The 18,169-nt window shown below is 56.7% G+C and carries 11 protein-coding genes; 4 read left to right on the forward strand and 7 right to left on the reverse strand.

Translation table 11 applies throughout. The features are described from left to right. Positions 1–9 precede the first annotated feature (9 nt). From DSM25558_RS06250 to DSM25558_RS06265, 4 genes are all read left to right on the forward strand, one after another. The gene (locus DSM25558_RS06250; RefSeq protein ID WP_077102931.1) at positions 10–4,170 is read left to right on the forward strand and encodes a translocation/assembly module TamB domain-containing protein; all 4,161 of its coding nucleotides are present in this window, start codon (positions 10–12) and stop codon (positions 4,168–4,170) included. A 174-nt stretch (positions 4,171–4,344) separates the two neighbouring features. Continuing rightward, positions 4,345–6,156, forward strand: a complete 1,812-nt coding sequence (locus DSM25558_RS06255; protein WP_077102933.1) for a methyl-accepting chemotaxis protein — start codon at positions 4,345–4,347, stop codon at positions 6,154–6,156. Beyond that, positions 6,156–6,632, forward strand: a complete 477-nt coding sequence (locus tag DSM25558_RS06260; RefSeq protein ID WP_077102935.1) for a chemotaxis protein CheW — start codon at positions 6,156–6,158, stop codon at positions 6,630–6,632. The genes DSM25558_RS06255 and DSM25558_RS06260 overlap by 1 nt, the downstream gene beginning before the upstream one ends. A gap of 361 nt (positions 6,633–6,993) precedes the next feature. After that, entirely contained in the window at positions 6,994–8,691 is a 1,698-nt protein-coding gene (locus tag DSM25558_RS06265; protein WP_083716336.1) for a methyl-accepting chemotaxis protein, read from the forward strand. A gap of 70 nt (positions 8,692–8,761) precedes the next feature. On the opposite strand, the gene DSM25558_RS06270 is transcribed toward DSM25558_RS06265, so the two are convergent. The 7 genes from DSM25558_RS06270 to DSM25558_RS06300 form a co-directional block, all read right to left on the reverse strand. Beyond that, positions 8,762–10,417 carry an OFA family MFS transporter gene (locus DSM25558_RS06270; protein ID WP_077102937.1) on the reverse strand — a complete coding sequence of 552 codons (1,656 nt, stop codon included), beginning with the start codon at positions 10,415–10,417 and terminating at the stop codon, positions 8,762–8,764. A gap of 342 nt (positions 10,418–10,759) precedes the next feature. After that, positions 10,760–12,769 carry a sensor histidine kinase gene (locus DSM25558_RS06275; protein ID WP_077102938.1) on the reverse strand — a complete coding sequence of 670 codons (2,010 nt, stop codon included), beginning with the start codon at positions 12,767–12,769 and terminating at the stop codon, positions 10,760–10,762. Continuing rightward, positions 12,762–14,147, reverse strand: a complete 1,386-nt coding sequence (locus DSM25558_RS06280) for a sigma-54-dependent transcriptional regulator (RefSeq protein WP_244554126.1) — start codon at positions 14,145–14,147, stop codon at positions 12,762–12,764. Before DSM25558_RS06280 ends, DSM25558_RS06275 begins: the two co-directional genes overlap by 8 nt. A gap of 169 nt (positions 14,148–14,316) precedes the next feature. Then, complete coding sequence (gene fdhD, locus DSM25558_RS06285; protein WP_077102940.1) at positions 14,317–15,150, reverse strand: formate dehydrogenase accessory sulfurtransferase FdhD; 834 nt, start codon at positions 15,148–15,150, stop codon at positions 14,317–14,319. A 167-nt stretch (positions 15,151–15,317) separates the two neighbouring features. After that, positions 15,318–15,725 carry a F0F1 ATP synthase subunit epsilon gene (locus DSM25558_RS06290; protein ID WP_077102942.1) on the reverse strand — a complete coding sequence of 136 codons (408 nt, stop codon included), beginning with the start codon at positions 15,723–15,725 and terminating at the stop codon, positions 15,318–15,320. A gap of 76 nt (positions 15,726–15,801) precedes the next feature. Beyond that, positions 15,802–17,259 (reverse strand): F0F1 ATP synthase subunit beta, encoded by a 1,458-nt coding sequence (atpD, locus tag DSM25558_RS06295; protein WP_077102944.1) that lies wholly within the window; start codon positions 17,257–17,259, stop codon positions 15,802–15,804. Between the two features lie 24 nt (positions 17,260–17,283). Then, the gene (locus tag DSM25558_RS06300) at positions 17,284–18,162 is read right to left on the reverse strand and encodes a F0F1 ATP synthase subunit gamma (RefSeq protein WP_077102946.1); all 879 of its coding nucleotides are present in this window, start codon (positions 18,160–18,162) and stop codon (positions 17,284–17,286) included. Between the last annotated feature and the right edge of the window lie 7 nt (positions 18,163–18,169).

Below are 18,169 nucleotides of genomic sequence, written 5' to 3' on the forward strand. Positions count from 1 at the left end.
TAGCTTCAGATGACCGCATTGATTCGATTGCTGAAATGGTTTGTCTATATTGCCGTTGGCATCATTGCGCTGGTCGTGGTTGCAGTCCTCTTCATCGGCTACACGCCGACAGGCGCACGGTTTGCCGCAAACCAGATTTCTGCACTCATTTCGACTCCCGATCAAAAAATTGAAATCTCACCCCCTTCCGGTCTGCTGACAGGCGATTTGAGACTGGATAGCGTCGTTCTTTCAGACCGCGAAGGCGTCTATGCGCGCGTTGGCGGCATCGAGGTCGACTGGTCGCCGTCCGCTCTTGTGAAGCGCACGTTTCATGCGCAACGAATTGCGGCCGCCAATGTGACCTTCGACAGGTTGCCTTTGCCATCGACAGCGCCAAAAAACCAGGATTCGAGCGGCTTTTCCCTGCCGGTTGCTATAGACATTGACGACATCTCTCTGCCGGACATCCGCCTTGGCGAACAACTCGCTAGCCGTCCCTTTGAGTTGGCAGCCACGGGTAACGGGACGGCGGCAAACGATGCCATCGCATTGTCTCTCTCTGCCAACCGCAAGGATGAGCCACAGGCGAAGGTCACCGCGGACATCGCCTTTGCGCCTGATGACAACGTGCTGAAACTCGATGCGGCTTTGAACGAACCGCAGGGTGGATTGCTGGCCACTCTTCTGCGCCTTCCCGATGCGCCGTCCGTAGCACTGACGGTGAGTGGTGAAGGTCCATTATCAGACTGGAGCGGCAAGCTAAGCGGAGCAGTGGCTGGCAACCCGGTTCTCGATCTCAACGGGCGTCATCAACTTGGCCCGGACGGGACGCGACGTGTCGAACTGCATGGTGGAGGTCAGCCGGATATGCTGTTGCCTCCGCTCGTCCGTCAGCTTTTTGCCGGTCAGTCGAAGCTTGATCTCGCTGCAAGCATATCGCCCGAGGGCCGCATCAGCGTCGAAAGCGGCAATCTGGAAACCGGAAAATTGCTGCTGACGGCATCCGGCGCGATGGATACGCAGGGCCAGAACGACCTCGTCGCCAATTTGATTGGCACGAACGGCCCCGTCGATGTTCGGCTGCCGCTGGAGGGCGGCGAACTCGCCGCTCTGGTCAACGGTGTCGATCTGTCTCTCCGTGGCGACGCGAATGCCGCAAAACTGAATATGAGCGCATCGTTGCGATCCCTAATCATGCCGCAGGGTCGTCTGGATGACGTGAAGCTATCGGCAAATAGCAATGATCTCAATCTGACAAACCAGACCGGCACGGTACAGACCTCACTCAGCATTGCCCAGTCGGCAATGACGACACCTGATATTGAGAGAGCCGTCAAAGCGCCGTTGAAGCTGAACGCGCCGTTGCGTATCTCCCCACAGACCATCGCATTCGAAGGTGCCACGCTTGAAAGCGCCAGCATCGGCGGCACTGGCAGCGGGACCTATGATCTGTCTGCGGGCACGATTGCATCCAACCTTCGCCTGTTCGTTCTTCCGGCCGTTTTGCCGCCCGCACTCGCAGAGAAATTCGACACCACCATCGCCATCGACGCCTATGTGAACAGCACAATAGGTGGCGCAACCCGCGTCGAGAACCTCGTCGTCAAATCCGGAACGCTGGAAGCCAACGGCGATCTCTCGCTGGAGAATGGCAATGTCACTGCAAAGCTCGGCGGGCGTTTGCCAGCGCTTGAAAAGCTGACCCCGCAAGCCTCGGGTGCACTTGGATTTTCTCTGGATGCTTCTGGCCCCATCAACGCTGCCGATTTCCAGGTCAGCCTGAACTCGGCCAAAGCGACGCTGGCTGGTCGTGCGCTGGAAGCCTTGAAAGTCTCAGCAAAGGGCAAAGCCGATTTCAGCGCACCGCAGGCACAGTTGCAGGCCAGCGGAACACTGGACGGACAGGTTATCGATGCGTCTGGCGAATTGGTTCAGGGTGAAAACGGCACGGCTATTCCGAAATTAAATGTTACGGTCGGGCGCAATGTTTTGACCGGAAACCTGCAATTCACACCGCAATTCCTGCCATCCGGCAACCTCTCTTTCGATTTCCCCGATCTTTCGCTGCTGGCCGCACTGGCTGCCCAGCAGGCCAATGGCGACGTCAAAGGCGACGTCGTGGTGTCCAATGCGGATGGAAAGATCGCAGCAACGATCCGTGCCGCCGGTGGCACCATTTCTCAAGGCACCACGACCATCTCCAAGCTTGCGGCCGATCTCAAGGTCGATGATGTCGTGGCGCTGGCTGCAAATGGCAAGGTTACCGCTGAAACGATCAATGCGGGTGCGGTCTCTATCTCCGGCCTTGACCTCGACATCAATCACTCCGGCACGGCAACCACTTTCGACCTCAACGCCCGTTATGACAACGCACCTCTGCTCCTCAAGGGAAGCGTCGATACGGGTGCTGCCCCGATGACGGTGAAACTGGACGCCCTCTCGGCCACCCCTCGCGGCATTCCGGTCAAGCTTTCACAGCCAACCTCCATAGCCATCAACAACGGAACAGCGCGCATCTCCGGCCTCGTTATCCAAACCGGAAATGGACGTATTGAAGTCAATGGCACGGCAGGATCGGCGCTCGATCTCAACACAGCCATCCGTGCGCTTCCCGCCAATCTGGCCAATGCGTTTTCCCCTGGCCTCGACGCATCCGGAACGATTTCTGGAACGGTGACCGCAAAGGGCTCGGCCTCTGATCCGACGGTTGTCTATGACCTGACATGGTCCGATGCCGCCCTCAGCCAGACACGCAGTGCAGGTTTGGGTGCGCTTGGCGTGAAGGCCAAAGGGCAATTCGCCAGCGGCACCTTGAGACTGGATACCAATGTCACGGCGCAGGGCGGGCTGACGATTTCCGGCGGCGGAACACTTGGCATCAGCGGTAACCGACCATTGTCGATGGCTTTCAAGGGAAACCTGCCGCTTGGCGTTCTTGGCGCTCAGACATCAGCACAGGGCTTTGACGTCGCGGGCACGGCAGCCGTAGATGTCAAGATCGACGGCACAGCCAGCTCACCCATCGTGACCGGCAGCATTACGACGAACGGCACACGCGTCACCGACGTACGCCGCAATCTGACGATCAACAATCTTGGCGTCACGATCAATTTTGACCGCGATAAAGCGACAATCTCCAGATTAAGCGGGCAGCTTGCAGGCGGTGGAACGATCTCCGGTACCGGCTCCGTCGGCATCTTGCCAGCCTCCGGTTTCCCGGCAGATCTGACCATTACGCTTAATCGCGCCGCCTATAATGATGGCACGCTGTTCACCACCCAGGCCAGCGGCACTCTGACGCTGAAAGGTCCCATACTATCCTCACCGGTCCTGGGGGGCACGATCACACTGGACAAAAGTGCCATCACCATACCGGAGCGCCTGCCCGCCTCGCTTCAGCAGATCGATGTGAAGCACAAGAACGCACCACGGGCGGTACGTGTGCAGGACCAGAAATTGAACGGTGACAAGGGCGGCAGCGGCAGTTCGTCGTCCATGGCATTGGACCTCAAGATCAATGCGCCGAGCGGTATCTTCGTTCGTGGTCGTGGTGTTGATGCGGAACTGACCGGCGGCGTGACCGTGCGCGGCACCGCCTCCAATCCCGAAGTCTCAGGCGGCTTCGAGATGAAACGCGGCAGACTGGAAATTTTGACCCGACGTCTGGATTTCACCACCGGCGACATCACGTTCGGCGGCGGATTGGTGCCGGTTCTCAACATGGCGGCCGACTCGACAGCTGGCTCCACGACCGTGACCGTATCAGTCACCGGGAATGCGAATGACCCAGCCTTTGCCTTCACATCGTCCCCGGCATTGCCACAGGATGAGGTGATGGCGCAGTTGATCTTCGGTCAGTCCATGTCGAAGCTCTCCGCATTGCAGATCGCAAGACTTGCAGATGCCGCAGGACAACTGGCCGGTGGGCGCTCCACATCGCTTTTCGATAGTCTGCGCAGCAATCTCGGTATTGACGATCTCGATATATCGACCGATTCCGAAGGTCAGGCGCGCGTTTCGGCCGGTAAATATCTCAATGAAAAGACCTATCTGGAACTGGAGCAGAGCGGAAGCTCCGGCGCGAAAGCCATCATCAATCTCGATGTCGGCAAGGGCGTCAAACTGCGCGGATCAGCGGGCGGCGACGGTGAAGGTGCTGCCGGTATTTTCTACGAAAAAGAATATTGATCGGCATGGGGCGGCGGGAACCCTTATGGTTTCTCGCATCTCTCCTTAATCGAATATCAATAATCGGCAAATTCAGAGATCCTTAAAGATAATGTTGTAGATGAATTGTTGTTGCCTTGAACAGTTCGCTGACTGTTCACGTCCGCGCGCAACAGCAAAAGCCGCAATGCGCACATGCGTGTGCCATTGTCATGGAGTGTCATCCACGTGCTATCTCTTCTTGGAACGCATGCGAAAGCCGTTCTAACCGCTCTTAGCCACTCACAGGCGATGATCGAGTTTGACACCGGTGGCATAATTCTTTCAGCCAACGAGAACTTCTGCCGAGCCATGGGCTACACCGCCGAGCAAATCGTCGGTAAGCATCACAGCATGTTTTGCGAAGCTGACTATGCCAAAAGTCAGGATTACCGCACATTCTGGAAAAATCTTGCCGATGGAAAATATCAGGCACAGCAGTACAAGCGGCTCGCTAATGGTGGACGCGAAGTCTGGATCCAGGCCTCCTATAACCCTATCGTCATCGGTAGCAGGGTAAAGAGCATCGTCAAGATCGCAACCGTGATCACCGAGGCCAAGACGAAGTCCGCTGAAGACTCCGGCAAGCTCAACGCATTGTCGCGCGCTCAGGCCATCATCGAGTTCACCACGTCTGGCGACATCATCACCGCCAATGAGAATTTTCTCTCCTGCCTGGGATACAGCCTTCAGGAAATCCGTGGGCAGCACCACCGCATGTTCTGCGACGAGCAGTTCCGCAACAGTGCCGATTATGTTGAGTTCTGGCGCAAGCTTGCGGCAGGGGAATTCATTTCTGCCGAATTCAAGCGCATCGGCAAGGGGGGCAAAGAGGTCTGGATTCAGGCGTCTTACAATCCCATCATGGACCAGGAAGGTCGGGTTTTCAAAGTCGTGAAGTTTGCGACCGATGTCACTGAACGCGTTCGCGCAGTGGATGAGCTGGCACACAGCCTGACAGCCTTGGCAAATGGCGACCTGACTGCCACCATTGAAACACCGTTCATTCCAACACTGGAAAAGGTGCGTCAGGATCTGAACGGCTCGCTGCAAAAGCTGCAGAGCGCTATGCGTGATGTTGCGGAAAGCACCGGCAGCATCGCCACCGGATCGCGCGAAGTCAGCGAAGCCTCGGATAATCTTGCCAAGCGCACGGAGCAGCAAGCCGCAGCTGTCGAGGAGACCTCTGCAGCGCTCAACGAAATTACCAGAACCGTCGCGCAGAACACAGTCCGCGCAGAAGAGTCCGGTCAGCTCGTTGCAAAAACAAAGGCAGGTGCCGAACGTTCGGGAGCTGTCGTTGGCAAGGCGATCGAAGCTATGGGGCGCATCTCGCAATCATCGAGCGAAATCAGCAACATTATCAGCGTCATCGACGACATCGCGTTCCAGACCAATCTCCTTGCCCTGAACGCCGGCGTCGAGGCCGCTCGTGCTGGTGAAGCCGGAAAAGGCTTTGCAGTCGTCGCCCAGGAAGTACGAGAGCTTGCGCAACGGTCTGCCAAAGCTGCCAAGGAAATCAAAACCCTCATCAACACCTCTGCCGAACAGGTGAAGGAAGGCGTCGAACTGGTTGGTGAAACCGGCAAAGCGCTCGATACGATCGTAACGCAGGTCTCCGAAATCAACAATCATGTCGGTGCAATCGTCGAAACTGCGCGAGAACAGGCCACCGGGCTGAAAGAGATCAATCACGCCGTCGAAGCAATGGACACCAATACGCAGCAAAATGCCGCGATGGTGGAAGAAACGACGGCCGCCAGCCACAGCCTTGCTCACGAAGCCGATGTACTGAGAAATTTGTTAACGCAGTTTAGATTTGGGAAACATTCTTCTGTTACAAATCATAGGATGAAGCCGGAAGACAAAGCCCCGGTTGTTCGTACACCAGGCAGGATGCCAAAATCCGGATACGCTAGCGTCGGTGCGCTTGCACTAGCCCAGAACAAGGATTGGGAAGAATTCTGATGGTTACGATTAATTCTACGAACTTTGGTGGCGATACCCTCGAAATCATCGCGTTTCGTCTCCACGATCAGGAGTTCTGCGTCAAAACGACCACGATCCGTGAAATTCGCGGCTGGGCTCCGTCCACACCATTGCCACACGCGCCAAAAGACGTAATCGGCGTTATGAACCTTCGCGGATCGGTCATTCCGATCATTGACCTCGCTTACAAGCTTGGCATGAAGAGCACCGTTGCCAACGAGCGTAGCGCCATCGTCGTCGCAGAAGTGCACAACATGGTCATCGGCATGCTTGTCGACCGTGTTTCGGACATTCTGACGATCCCAGCAAGCCAGGTACAGCCAGTTCCGGAAGTATCCGCTTCCTTCGACAAGTCATTCTCGGAAGGTATCATTGCCAACGAACACGGCATGATCTGCTTCCTGAACCTCGCCAAGATGTTCAAAGGCGCAGACCTAGAGGACATCGCTGCTTAAGCGTTGCGTTGATCACCTTTATTATCGAAGACTTCAAAACGCTGTTGGGCACCTGCCGGACAGCGTTTTTTGCTTTTGCGCGTGCCGATAAAAACGCTCCAAGCTTCACAAAACGGTTCTCCATCTGCAGGATATAAAGCCAAAATAAACAATTATCCGACATCGCTAAATCCAGCCCAAATTTAGTCTTGCGCGCGACAAAAATAAACTTCGGCGATAGTTGTCATCAACTTTGTATTAATATTAATAAGCTCTAATGCAATTAGAGAATGAATTTATCAGTGTGACCGAAACTCAATCGAAAACGCGCGCGACTTAGAAATGTACAGCCGCGGCTTTTTTCAGCTCACTTGGAGACGATATGCTTTGGCTGGGAAAAAATGCGAACAACAAACACGTCCTTGAGGCCTTTTCAGCCTCTCAAGCCATGATCGAGTTCGATCTGAAAGGGAATATTCTCAACGCAAACGAGAATTTCTGTAAGGCACTTGGTTACGGTTTGGAAGAGATCGTCGGCAAGCACCACCGCATCTTCTGCGATAAAGACTATGTGGGTACCCAAGCCTATGCCGAGTTTTGGAAAAGCCTGGCGGGCGGAAAATTTGACGCACAGGACTATAAACGCATCCGCAAGGACGGTACCGAGATTTGGATCGAAGCATCCTACAATCCTGTCTATCGCGGCGGTCGGCCCTACAAAGTCGTAAAAATTGCGACTGACATCACTGCGAAAAAACTGAAGGCAAAGGAAGATAGTGGCAAGCTGGAAGCGATCTCGCGCTCGCAGGCCGTCATCGAATTTCTGCCAACGGGCGAAATCATCACCGCCAACGATAATTTCTGCGCCACGCTGAACTACGCATTGACGGATATCGCCGGTAAGCACCATCGCATGTTCTGCGAGCCTGCTTACGCCGCCTCCAGCGAATACGCAAATTTCTGGAAACGACTGGCAGCAGGCGAGTTCATTTCCGATGAGTTCGTACGTTTCGGCAAAAACGGCAAGGAAGTCTGGATCCAGGCTGCCTACAACCCGATCTTGAACGACAAGGGAGAGGTCGTAAAAGTCGTCAAATTCGCGACGGATGTGACGCCTCGCATGAGCGCCATCTCAACTCTGGGCGATGCGTTGCGCCTTCTGGCGGAAGGAGAGCTCCGCCAACGTCTCGATAAACCCTTCGTCCCGAGCATGGAGAAGCTGCGTGGCGACTTCAACGAGGTGATCGAAAAACTGCGCTCGACCATGCAAACGGTGGCACAAAACGCTGCGACCATTGCCTCGGGCTCTGCAGAAATCCGCGTGGCCGCAGACCAGCTGGCGCGCCGCACCGAACAGCAGGCCGCATCTCTGGAAGAAAGCGCCGCTGCCCTAGAGGAAATCACCACGACGGTGAAGGATTCCAGCAAAGGCGCGGACGAAGCCGGAAAACTGGTCGGCTCAACAAAGGAAAGTGCAGAGCGCTCCGGCGACATCGTTCACCGGGCCATTGGAGCGATGGATAAGATTTCCCAGTCCTCCGGCGAAATCACCAATATCATCGGCGTCATCGATGACATCGCGTTTCAGACCAATCTTCTGGCCCTGAATGCTGGTGTGGAGGCCGCGCGCGCCGGTGAAGCTGGCAAAGGTTTTGCCGTTGTTGCCCAGGAAGTCCGTGAACTTGCGCAACGTTCTGCAAGCGCTGCCAAGGCGATCAAGGAACTTATCAATACGTCTCGCCAGCATGTCGCCAATGGCGTTGATCTCGTTGGTCAGACGGGTGATGCCCTCAAGCAGATCGCGTTGCAGGTCAGCCATATCGATGTCAACGTCTCGACTATCGTCAGAGCATCCAAGGAACAGGCGACCGGCCTGGCTGAAATCAACAATGCCGTGAACCTGATGGACCAGGCCACCCAGAAGAACGCCGCGATGGTGGAGGAAACCACCGCAGCAAGCCACGGACTGGCGCGCGAGGCGGAAAGCCTACGGGAGTTGCTGACCCAGTTCAACGTGGGCACGGCAAGCGCCTCCACCACCTATGACGCACAACCGGTTTCCAAACGGCTATCTGCCTGAAGGTAATCTCGTAGAGACTTTGAAAATAAAAAAGGCGGCCCGAGCCGCCTTTTCCGTCGAGATGAGATGATCAGGTAAACAGAACGAACGTCTTCTGCAACGTGATCCAGATACCCCAGGCGATGGGAATACCGACGATGGCCCAGGCGATCAGCGCCTTGGCATCGAAGCCACCCTTGCCGATGCCGAAGGAACCGGAAGGACCGGCGTCTGTCGACTTGGTCTTGGCCTGAAGCGATGCGACCTCTTCGTCCGACATGTACCATTTGTCCGCCAACGGCTTGACCATGAGGTTGGCAATCAACCCCAGCGCCAGCATGCCTGCCAGAATATACATTGTGAAGTCATAGACCTGAGCGCGCGGAATGCCCGCTGCGATCTGCGCTTCGCGAATGTAGTTCACGACGACAGGACCGATGATGCCAGCCGTTGCCCAAGCAGTGAGCAAACGACCGTGGATCGCGCCCACGAACTGCGTACCAAAGATATCCGCAAGATAGGCAGGTACCGTGGCAAAGCCACCGCCATACATCGAAACGATGATGCAGAGCATACCGACGAACAGCGCCTTGCTACCGATACCGGCAGCCCATGGAGCCGATGCGTAAAGCACGATGCCAAGGGCAAAGAAGGTGAAGTAGGTTGCCTTGCGGCCAATACGGTCGGACAGCGACGCCCAGAAGAACCGACCGCCGATGTTGAAGACCGACAGCAGACCGGTGAAACCGGCAGCAATGGCGGCGATGGAGGCCAGTTGTTCCGTCGTTAGATCCGAGAACTTGACGTCCGGCAGACCCAGCAGCGAACCGGCAAAGATTTCCTGAAGCATTGGCGACGCCATGCCGAGAACGCCGATACCGGCAGAGACGTTCAGGCACAGCACCAACCAGATCATCCAGAACTGCTTGGTCTTATGCGCGTTTTTCAGGTGAACGTGTCGTGTCGTGATCATCGAGTTCTTGGCAGCCGGGGCGGTCCAGCCCTCAGGCTTCCAGCCTGCTGGCGGAATGCGGTAGCCGAATGCACCAGCCATCATGAACACGAAATAGATCGCCGCCATGACGAGGAATGTTTCCCAGACGCCGATGGAAGCATCGGTGCGGAAATGGCGCATCAGGGTATCGGCCAAAGGCGCACCGATCATCGCACCACCGCCAAAGCCCATGATTGCCATGCCGGTCGCCATGCCGCGACGGTCGGGGAACCACTTGATCAGGGTCGAAACCGGCGAGATATAGCCAAGGCCGAGGCCGATACCGCCGATGACGCCAGCACCGAACCACATCAGCCACAGCTGGTGGGTCATGATGCCGACAGCCGCAACGGCCATGCCGCCGCACCAGCAGATGGCGGATACGAAACCGGCCTTGCGTGGACCGGCACGCTCCAGCCAGCCGCCCCAGATGGCAGCCGAGCAGCCAAGCAGCACGAAGAACAGCGTGTAGATCCAGCCAAGGTCACTGACGCGCCAGTCGCAAGTCGTCGTGAACAGGGCCGAGCCCAATGTCAAATCGGCGCAAGCGACGGAAGAGGTGATGCCGATCGCCTTGGTCAACGGCAGCCAGAAAACGGAAAAGCCGTAAGCCATGCCGATGCAAAGATGGATGCAGAGCGCAGCCGGTGGCACCAGCCAACGATTGAAGCCCGGCTTTGCGATAATTCTTTCACGGTCCAGAAGACCAGCACCCGTCGCCCCCGGCGCGAATGCTTCGTTCGTAGCAGTCATTGTGATGTCCCTCCATTCACCGCAAAGCGATAAATTTCGATTGTTGTTTATGTTCCGGCCCTGCTCGCGCGCCCTGCCATAATCGGGCAAGGCGCGCCCCACTCTTCCGAAACAATGTCCCAAGCCCCACAGGCTTTGCCGAAACCGGTTACCTCTGACGGGAACGCTTGTTTTCAGCAGCCTTTGTGTTGCAACCACTGCTCAGCAAATCATGTGCCAGAATGAAAATTATTATTTATCAAAGGGATAAAATGCGGCAGGGTGAGCGCTGAGACAAAATGTCCCACCTGCCGCGACAAAATGTCCAGCCTGCATGATTTTGAATATTGAGAACGACGAAGATCAGACAGTCTGCGGCAGCCAGATCGTAAATGTCGTGCCATGGCCGACGGTGCTTTCGACGGTGATGTCGCCACCTTGGCGCACGATCAGCATTTGGCTAACGGAGAGACCAAGCCCGGTGCCTTCCTGACGCTTCGTGGTAAAAAACGGATCGAAAATGCGCTCGACCACATCCGCGCTCATGCCAATACCTGTATCAGCCACAATGAACGAAACGCCTTGAGAGCCATGTCTTTCAGCATCATAGCTGCGCAGAGCAAGCGTGCCGCCTTGTGGCATGGCATGTGCAGCGTTGACGATGAGATTGACCAGGACCTGCTGAAGCTCCGTGCGGTTCATCATGACCTGCCCGTCAGCCCGGTCATCACGCACCACATCGATGCCCGCCCTGCTCAGCACATGTTTGACGAGCGGCATGCAATCTGAAATCACATCTGCAGGGTTTTGTCGTTCCACATAACCGGCGAATTCCTCCGGCCTTGCAAACTGCAAAAGCTTGCCCACGATCCGGCTGATGCGGTCCACCTGCTCGTCGATCAGGTTGAATTCCGTTGTCGCCGCATCTGCCTGCTGTCCCAGCACGGCCCGTGCCACCTCCAGATTGCCCTGTATAACGGCGATCGGGTTGTTGATCTCATGCGCAACCCCTGCGGTGATTTCACCGATGGTTGCCAGCTTCTCGGACATCACGAGTTGCTTAGTCGTCGCTTCGATTTGCAGGTTGGCGAGCTGCAATTCCTGCGTCCGCTCCTCCACGCGCACATTCAGTTCCTCATTCCACGCCCGCAACTCACCCTCGCGCTGCTGAAGCCTTGCCAGAAGACCATCGAGATGCACAGCCACCCGCCCGATTTCATCATTCATGGGTGGCAGGCCGGTTCTGGCACCCATATCCCCCTCCTCCACACTGGCAATGGTCTGGGTCATGCGCTCCAGCGGCTTGAAAATGCCACGCGCCCAGCGCAGAAACACCGGAATGCTGAGGATCGTGATCCCCAAAAAGGCAGCGATAACAGAGCCCAACGTCTCATATTTGGTGCGTGCGAACGGCGCTTCGAGAAAGCCGACATAGAGCATGCCGATCCGCTTGCCATAACTGTCGGTCAGCGGCTCATAGGCCGAGATATACCAGTCGTTGACGACATAAGCGCTGTCGAGCCACACACGCCCGTTATCCAGCACGGTCGATCGCACCGCATCCGACACCCGCGTTCCCAGCGCCCGGCGGTTTTCGAACAGGCGCACATTGGTGCTGATGCGCACATCGTCCAGAAACAGCGTCGCCGTTCCCTGACTACCGTCGGGAAGGCTTGCCTCGCGGTAGACCAGATCGTTGATCGTGTCGATGAAATCGAGATTCTGGTTCAAGAGCTTGCCGCCCACCAGCGCAGCCACTTCCCCTCCGGGCAGCATCACAGGGCTTGCGGCGTGGATCACCATGCCGCGCGTCTCGAACTGTTTTTCCGCTGATGCAGGCACCAGCTCCAACGTTGCGCGGTCACCCAGATCGGGTGAAATATCGCGCAGCTCTTTTTGCGAAAATACATCCATCGCAAAGGAAGGACTGCCGCCAAGCGCCTTGGCACGAACCGGCCAATCGGTGCGCACCTTTGCCACTTGCGAACCGGCGCTGGCCGTGACCGCACCATTCATGTCGATGACGAACAGAAAATCGAGACCCAGCCTGCCCCGGCTCGTTTCCAGATATTCGGCAAGCGGCAGCGACTGCTGCTGCACCAATATGTCGTGAAGCCGTGCCGAATTGGCGATGGCATCCAGACGCTCGCCGGTGTTCTCTAGAATTGTCGCCAGATATTGGTGCGCGATGGTCAGATCACCATTCACCTTGGAGATCAGCAAGGCATCAAACTTGGAACTCCACCGCGTCATCGTCACGCCGAGCAGCAGCGGCAACACCACCAGCATCGGCAAAAGCGCAATGGCAAGCAGGCGAACACGAACGGAGCGCGATGACTTCACTGTCTTGGGTGGCGACGTGTCTTCAGCCATGCCAGGACGACAGCTTGCGATCGATCGTCTTGCGGGAAACGCCCAAGCGACGCGACGCCTCATCCCTGTTGCCGCCCAGCTCCTCCAGCACGGCCAGAATGTGTCGGCGCTCGACATCATCCAACGTGCCACTGGCAACAGGCGATGGCGAACCACCGCGCAGATCATTGGGAAACCTGCCAAGAATAAGACTGCGCTCGATCAGATTGCGCAACTCACGCACATTGCCCGGCCAGTGATAAGCCAGCATCATGGACCTTGCAGCATTGTCGATATGGACCGGCGGCATCCCCAGTTGCTGCGAGAGCTTGTGCATGAAAAGGTCAGCCAGTTCCACCACATCGCGCTCGCGGTCCCTCAAGGGCGCGAGATAAATCTGCATGACATTGATGCGATAATAAAGATCGGCCCTGAACCGCCCCTTATCGACGTCGCTCGCCAGATCCGCATTGGTGGCGAAAACGAGCCTGATGTCCACCGGCACTTCGCGCTCCGCCCCAACAGGCCGCACCTTCCGGTCTTCGATTACCCGCAGCAACTTGCTCTGCAACGCCATCGGCATCTCACCGATTTCATCCAGAAACAGCGTGCCACCCTGCGCGTGCATGAAAAGCCCCTCGCGCCGATTATCCGCGCCTGTAAACGCGCCCTTCACATGGCCGAACAACTCTGTTTCCAGCATATCGGAGGGAATGGCTGCGCAATTTATAGGAACGAACGGCTTGCCGGCGCGGTCAGACAATTCGTGGATCGAGCGGGCCAGCACTTCCTTGCCAGTGCCGGATTCACCGGTCAGCAAGACGGATGTGGGAAGCGGTGCAACGCGGCTGATCATCTCCCGTGTCTGCTGGATGGTGGCGGAACTGCCCACCAAGCGGTCACGCAGGAAAAGATGATCGGACGCAGCCTTGAGTTCGTATTTCAGCGCAAAGTTTTCACGCTGCAACTGGATTCGGTCCAGCGAACGAGAAATCGCATTGAGAAGCTGGTTGGAGCGAAACGGTTTCAGCAGGAAATCGGCAGCACCGGCCCGGATTGCCAGAATGGCGGTTTCGAGATCGGCATAGGCCGTCATCAGAATGGCTTCCGCATAAAGCCCGATGGCGCGCTGTTCGGTCAGCCACTCCAACCCGGTCTTCTTCGGCATGATGTTGTCGAGGATGACGATATCGAAATGCCGCTCATCCAGCTTGCGGCTGGCCTCGGCGGTATCGGCGGCCTCGTCCACGAATTTGCAGCGCGGCTCCAGCGTGCGCATGAGAAAATTTCGGATTCCCGGCTCGTCATCCACGACCAGAATGGACGCCTTTGCAAGCCATGGACCGAACTCGGATTCTTGAGCCACACCTCGCGGCTTGGGAATCACTTCTTGCTGCACATCGTTCTCCCGCGATCCGCGTCCATCGACACGTGACGCTCCCTTCAACCAAGAGCGGTTCTAACGGATCGACCAGCGCATCATGCTCATTCTGAGTGGCTGGGCCACAGCGCAGCACCATAATTGACGAATAGCAGAGGCGGAGCCAAAAGCAAAATCGGCTAAACCTCTACGACGTAAAATGAGCCTGCGCTGTATCAACAGTCACGCGATCGAAATGTGTGAACACTTCGAAGTCTTCGCCCCGTGCGAGCGCAATCAACGTCATCCCCGCGGCATCTGCCGTTTCGATCGCAAGCGCCGTTGGTGCCGACACGGCAACCAATATGGCGCTTCCAAGGATTGCAGCCTTCTGCACCATTTCAACGGAGAGACGGCTCGTTACGACCACGACACCGTCCCGACCGTCATGCCCTGAGCGCAGCACTGCACCCGTCAGCTTATCAAGTGCATTATGCCGACCGACATCCTCCCGCACGGCAATGAATCCAATTTCCGGAACGTAAAAGCCCGCCCCATGAACGGCACGTGTTTGGTGGTGAAGCGGCTGCGCACCATTGAGCGCGTTCATTGCTGTAGCGATTGTTTCCGCGTCAATGCCGAGACGCACGTCCGACACATCGGGCACCGCGCGCACCGCCTGCTCGATGGATTCGATACCGCAAAGACCACAACCGACAGGCCCGGCCATATGGCGACGGCGAAGACGCAGGGCATCCGCCTGCGCATCGCGAAGCGTGACCTGCACGTCAAATCCTCGGTCTGCATCAAGGACATCGATGCAGTCGATCTCGTCAGCACCGGAGATAATGCCCTCCGTTAAGCTGAAGCCGGTCGCGAAATCTTCGAGATCAGCGGGTGTCGCCATCATCACCGCGTGGGTCGAGCCCCCGTAGGAAAAGGCGATCGGCACTTCTTCCGGCACGGAGCGTTTGCCGGTGGAAACAACGCCATCGCGACGCGACATTCTGATGACTGGTCTGGAGATGTTTTTGCCTGGCATCAGATGGGACCTTATCCGTTACGGACCGCACTGCATTACATGTCGTTCGTGGCCGATGCGGCATCTTGGCCGCGATACCCTCATATGAAAACAAAAAAAGCGGCCATCTAGGCCGCTTTCGTAAACCGGAGGGGGCGTCATTCCTTTGGAGAACCCGCCCTGTCCTTTCAAGCGGCGACGAGAACCTCGTGGAGGTTCGTCAGCTCGTACATGTACTTCTCAAGCTTCGTGCGATGTTCGTGATGACCGGTCTCGTCAATTTCTGCCTTGGCAGCATCGATCCGCTTCTGAAGCGTATCCGGTGTCATCTCATCGGCTGCAACGGCAGATTCGGCAAGCAATGTGCAGCCGCTCTGTACGATGTCGGCAAAACCACCGAACACAACGTATTTATGCGTTTCGCCGGAAGCGAACTTCACTTTGACGACGCCGGGCTTGATAGTCGTCATAACAGGCGCATGGTTCGGCAGAATCGTCATTTCGCCAAGCGTGGCGGGAATGACAACTTCAGTAACCGTTTCGGAAACAAGCAGACGCTCCGGAGAAACAAGTTCGAATTTGAAACTGTCGGCCATGGCTATTCACTTCTTTTCTGTTGCGCGACGAACAAAGGCGCGTGGAAAAGCCACGCGCCTTTTATTGATAGCATTATCAGGCGACTTCAGCAGCCATCTTCTTAGCCTTCTCGATGGCTTCTTCCATCGAACCGACCATGTAGAAAGCAGCTTCCGGCAAGTGATCGTACTCGCCGTTGACGAGACCCTTGAAGCCCTTGATCGTGTCTTCGAGAGCTACGAGCTTGCCAGGAGCGCCTGTGAAGATTTCAGCCACGAAGAACGGCTGAGACAGGAAGCGTTCGATCTTACGAGCGCGCGCAACGGCCAAACGGTCTTCTTCAGACAGTTCGTCCATGCCGAGGATGGCAATGATGTCCTGGAGAGCCTTGTAGCGCTGCAAGGTCATCTGAACCTTACGGGCAACTTCATAGTGCTCTTCGCCAACGATCAGCGGGTCGAGCATGCGCGACGTGGAGTCGAGCGGGTCAACAGCCGGGTAGATACCCTTTTCAGCGATCGAGCGCGACAGAACCGTCGTTGCGTCCAAGTGGGCGAACGATGTTGCCGGTGCAGGGTCGGTCAAGTCGTCGGCAGGTACGTAAATGGCCTGAACCGAGGTGATCGAACCCTTGGTCGTTGTGGTGATGCGTTCCTGCATCTGGCCCATGTCGGTTGCCAGCGTTGGCTGATAACCCACAGCGGAAGGAATACGGCCCAAGAGAGCCGACACTTCGGAACCAGCCTGCGTGAAGCGGAAGATGTTGTCCACGAAGAACAGAACGTCCTGGCCCTTGTCGCGGAAGTCTTCAGCGATAGTCAGACCCGTCAGAGCAACGCGCGCACGCGCACCTGGCGGCTCGTTCATCTGACCGTAAACGAGAGCAGCCTTGGAGCCTTCGCCGCCGCCCAGCTTGTTCACGCCAGATTCGATCATTTCGTGGTAAAGGTCGTTGCCTTCGCGGGTACGTTCACCCACGCCAGCAAATACCGAGTAACCACCATGCGCCTTGGCGACGTTGTTGATCAGTTCCATGATGAGAACGGTCTTGCCAACGCCAGCGCCGCCGAACAGGCCGATCTTGCCGCCCTTTGCGTAAGGGGCGAGAAGGTCAACGACCTTGATGCCGGTGACCAGAATCTGGCCATCGGTGGACTGCTCCACGTAAGATGGCGCTTCCTGGTGAATGGAGCGCATGCCGGAGGTAACCAGCGGGCCTGCTTCGTCAACAGGCTCGCCGATGACGTTCATGATACGACCAAGCGTCTCAGGACCAACAGGAACGGTGATCGGAGCGCCCGTATCACGAACGGCCTGACCGCGAACCAGACCTTCTGTCGAGTCCATGGCGATTGTACGCACGACGTTTTCGCCGAGGTGCTGCGCAACTTCGAGAACCAGGCGGTTGCCGTTATTGTCAGTTTCAATCGCGTTGAGGATCGCAGGCAGATCGCCTTCGAACGCCACGTCGACAACAGCGCCGATAACCTGCTTAACCTTGCCGGTCGCGCCAGTGATCGCTGCGGTTTTCTTTGGGGTAGCTGCCTTAGCCATTATCCTTACCCTCTTTCCTTAACCTCAGAGCGCTTCCGCGCCCGAAATGATTTCAATCAGTTCCTTGGTGATCTGAGCCTGACGCTGACGGTTATAGGAAAGCGTCAACTTGTTGATCATTTCACCGGCGTTGCGCGTGGCATTGTCCATCGCGCTCATCTTGGCACCCATTTCGCCAGCCACATTTTCGAGCAGAGCCCGAAAAACCTGAACCGAAATGTTGCGCGGAATAAGGTCTTCCAGAATGGAAGCCGCATCCGGCTCGTATTCGTAAATCGCCGTCGTTGCAGACTGCTCAACCTCGACCGCTGGTGCCGCAGCAGGAATAAGCTGCAGACCCGTCGGGATCTGGCTGATGACCGACTTGAATTCGGAATAGATCAGCGTGCAGACATCGAACTCACCGGCGTTGAAACGCGCAATGATCTTCTTGGCGATACCATCGGCATTCTCGAAACCCACCCGCTTCACGTCACGCAGTTCGATGCGCTCGATGATGTTGGATGAGAATTCGCGGCGCAGGCTATCGTAGCCCTTCTTGCCGACAGTCATGATCTTGACCGTCTTGCCCTGCGCGATCAGCTTGCGAGCGCGATCACGAGCAAAACGGGAAATCTGTGCATTGAAACCACCGCAAAGACCACGGTCAGCCGTGCAGACGACGAGCAGATGCACGTCGTCCTTGCCCGTACCGGTCATTAGAACCGGAGCAACGTCTGCTTCTACCGCTTGAGCGATATTGGCAAGCACGGCACCCATACGCTGCGAGTAAGGCCGGGCGGCCTCCGCAGCTTCCTGGGCGCGCCGAAGCTTCGCCGCGGCGACCATTTTCATCGCCTTGGTAATCTTCTGCGTCGCCTTTACGGAGGCTATGCGGTTTTTCAGATCCTTTAGTGAAGGCATCCGTTAT

Origin of the sequence: Agrobacterium sp. DSM 25558 (assembly GCF_900100825.1) — a bacterium.
Lineage (GTDB): Bacteria > Pseudomonadota > Alphaproteobacteria > Rhizobiales > Rhizobiaceae > Agrobacterium.

Coding starts and splice junctions, on each gene's coding strand:
- DSM25558_RS06250 (WP_077102931.1), top strand. CDS start 10: ATGACCGCATTGATTCGATTGCTGAAATGGTTTGTCTATATTGCCGTT.
- DSM25558_RS06255 (WP_077102933.1), top strand. CDS start 4,345: ATGCGTGTGCCATTGTCATGGAGTGTCATCCACGTGCTATCTCTTCTT.
- DSM25558_RS06260 (WP_077102935.1), top strand. CDS start 6,156: ATGGTTACGATTAATTCTACGAACTTTGGTGGCGATACCCTCGAAATC.
- DSM25558_RS06265 (WP_083716336.1), top strand. CDS start 6,994: ATGCTTTGGCTGGGAAAAAATGCGAACAACAAACACGTCCTTGAGGCC.
- DSM25558_RS06270 (WP_077102937.1), bottom strand. CDS start 10,417: ATGACTGCTACGAACGAAGCATTCGCGCCGGGGGCGACGGGTGCTGGT.
- DSM25558_RS06275 (WP_077102938.1), bottom strand. CDS start 12,769: ATGGCTGAAGACACGTCGCCACCCAAGACAGTGAAGTCATCGCGCTCC.
- fdhD (WP_077102940.1), bottom strand. CDS start 15,150: ATGCCAGGCAAAAACATCTCCAGACCAGTCATCAGAATGTCGCGTCGC.
- DSM25558_RS06290 (WP_077102942.1), bottom strand. CDS start 15,725: ATGGCCGACAGTTTCAAATTCGAACTTGTTTCTCCGGAGCGTCTGCTT.
- atpD (WP_077102944.1), bottom strand. CDS start 17,259: ATGGCTAAGGCAGCTACCCCAAAGAAAACCGCAGCGATCACTGGCGCG.
- DSM25558_RS06300 (WP_077102946.1), bottom strand. CDS start 18,162: ATGCCTTCACTAAAGGATCTGAAAAACCGCATAGCCTCCGTAAAGGCG.